Here is a 2,628-nt window from a genome sequence, read left to right on the forward strand (position 1 = left end):
TAATTATTTAGAAGTTCAGTGTAATTAAACTTTTCAAAAGTTTTAATAATCGGTAGTTTATCTACAGTAAGTTTTTTATATTTAGGACTTGTCATATCATATTTTGGAGTCTTTAGAGGTATATTTTTCACAATAAAAACAAGTAAATGATTTATTTGCGAAAGTAGTAGTTGATTATATGTAACTAACATTGATATAATTGAACTCACAATGACACCTTCTTTCGTAATTTTTGTTGGGGTAAGATACAACAATTATAACAAATAGAGGGGGTCATTGTTTTTTTATTATAAAAACAGCTATAACCCTTGCAATAGCAAGGTTTTAAATAAATAAAATAAAGATAGTGTTTACACTATCTTAGATAGAAGGGGGGATTAATAATGAAGAAAATAAGTTCAATATTACTAGTTATATTAGCACTTGCTATAGCTGGTGGATCAACAGCTAGTTGGATATGGTAAATTAGGTTTATCGGCCTTTAGAATATATAGGAGGAAACCAATGGAGAAACTACCGTTGAATTTAAAAAAATATATTTTAACCATATATCTTATAACTTTTATATCTTTCCTCCTTTTCTTTAAAACAGAGCACATAGCTTTTTTCTCATTAACAATTAGTGCTTTTTTATTTTTTATATGTTTAACAATATTAACAGAAAGCATCACAGTAACGTACAGAAATATTTCTTTTAGCACAAGTTTTGCAATTACAATTGCTTCTTTCATTTTATTTGGAACATTTGATACAATAATAATTTTAATATTAGGTTATGGATGTAGAATACTTAAAGATAACAATAAATATAAACATGTATTAAACACACCTTTTTATGGAACATTATTTAATTGTTGTGGATTTACATTACCAATTATTTATGGAAATTATTTTTACAAACTAACAGGTGGGACTACTTACAATGGGAGATTAGACAGCAATCTACTACCAATTATTGTGTTTAGCGTTGTGTTTTATATAATTAACACTTTTATTATATCAATAGTTTATTCAATTACTAATAAAAAGGGTATTATATATTCATTTTTAATTAATTTCAAATTAGTATTATTAAATACTTTCGCAATGACACCTTTTGGTATTTTATTAGCTTATTTATTCAATTTATATAGTTATGTTGGTGTGCTTCTTGTATTAGTCCCTATAGTATTAGCTAGATACACTTTCTATTTATATATTCAAACGAAATCTCAATATGTTGAAACTCTAGATGCCCTTATGCTTGCAATAGAGGCGAGAGATGTATACACGCAGGGACATTCAAAAAGAGTAGCTGAGATTTCAGCAAGTATAGCAAAAGAACTCAAATATTCGGAGAGAAAAATTGAACAATTAAGTATGGCGTCTCTATTACATGACGTTGGAAAGATTGGAATTGATGATCACATTCTTAATAACCCCGGGAAACTTTCAGATGAAGAATTTAATATCATAAAAAAACATCCACTTATAGGATACAATATTTTAAAGGACATTAAAAATCTTGAAAATATATTACCTATTGTACGTCATCATCATGAGAGATATGATGGAAAAGGATATCCTGATGGTAAAAGAGTAGATGAGCTAAGCCTCAGTGTTTTTATTGTTCAACTAGCAGATTCTATTGATGCTATGGCTACAGATAGGCCTTATAGAAAAGCTTTAAGTCATGATGTAATTATTGAAGAACTTAAAAAACATTCCGGCAGTCAGTTTCATCCCGAAGTAGTTGAAGCATATTTTAAAGTATTAGAGAAACAAAAAAAACAAGGTGAGGTTTAAAATGTTTATTGAAGGGTTAGTTTTTGCAATTATAATTGGATATATATTAAAGGGAAGAGTGAAAAATTTAGAAAATGTGGATATAACGAGAACATATCTTGTTTTTATATCTTTTTTTATAGAGGCATTTATTATTATTTTCATACGGAAAGGGATTTTTATTATAGGTGAATTCACATATATATTAGATTCTATAATGTATATTTTATTAGCAGTTTTTATTTGTTTTAACAGAAAAAATAAATATATAGTGCTTATGGGAGCAGGATTTTTGCTGAATGCTATTCCAATTTTTTTAAATGGAGGAGCAATGCCAGTCAGTGCTAAAGCGGCAGAGACCGCGGGGATCACATTAAATATAAGTAAAGAAGGCCTTTATACATTAATAAATAAAGATACTATATTATGGTTTTTAGGAGATGTTCTTCCTTTAACTGTATTAAGAAATTTTACCATAAGTATAGGGGATATTATTACAGAAGTAGGTCTAATACTATTTATAATTACAGGAATGAAGAAAACAGCTGAAATAAAAATTAATAAATAAATAGAATTTATTTTGTTCTTATGGATATACTAGGTTAGGTAAGTTGATAATTATTGATAATATATACATTTTTGGTAATTCAATATTTAAATAAGATTGTAGTAGTATCTATAAATTTGTAATTATTATTGTTATTATTAAAAAAGTGTAGACAAAAATAATTTTAGGGATTATTATAAAATTAAATTGACTTAAAAATTATATAATTTAAATTTTAAATATATAATAGTATAAATTAGCAATCGAAAGGGGAATTTTTAAATGAAAAAAAAAATATATATTGATGGAATGAGTTG

2 protein-coding genes and 1 pseudogene are annotated in these 2,628 nt (G+C 26.2%); 2 read left to right on the forward strand and 1 reads right to left on the reverse strand.

Going from position 1 to position 2,628, the window contains the following annotated elements:
• Positions 1-209, reverse strand: a pseudogene (locus VIM70_RS09970) (transposase); the annotation flags it as partial.
• Between the two features lie 295 nt (positions 210-504).
• On the opposite strand from VIM70_RS09970, the gene VIM70_RS09975 reads away from it, so the two are divergent.
• Both VIM70_RS09975 and VIM70_RS09980 read left to right on the forward strand, forming a co-directional pair.
• Complete coding sequence (locus VIM70_RS09975) at positions 505-1,785, forward strand: HD-GYP domain-containing protein (RefSeq protein WP_331945607.1); 1,281 nt, start codon at positions 505-507, stop codon at positions 1,783-1,785.
• 1 nt (position 1,786) lies between these two features.
• Positions 1,787-2,332 carry a DUF5317 domain-containing protein gene (locus tag VIM70_RS09980; protein ID WP_331945608.1) on the forward strand — a complete coding sequence of 182 codons (546 nt, stop codon included), beginning with the start codon at positions 1,787-1,789 and terminating at the stop codon, positions 2,330-2,332.
• Positions 2,333-2,628: the final 296 nt, after the last annotated feature.

This window comes from Clostridium sp. (assembly GCF_036569345.1).
Lineage (GTDB): Bacteria > Bacillota > Clostridia > Clostridiales > Clostridiaceae > Clostridium_AD.

Bases quoted from the DNA above. Each gene is read 5' to 3' on its own strand.
- VIM70_RS09975 (WP_331945607.1), top strand. From the start codon at position 505: ATGGAGAAACTACCGTTGAATTTAAAAAAATATATTTTAACCATATAT.
- VIM70_RS09980 (WP_331945608.1), top strand. From the start codon at position 1,787: ATGTTTATTGAAGGGTTAGTTTTTGCAATTATAATTGGATATATATTA.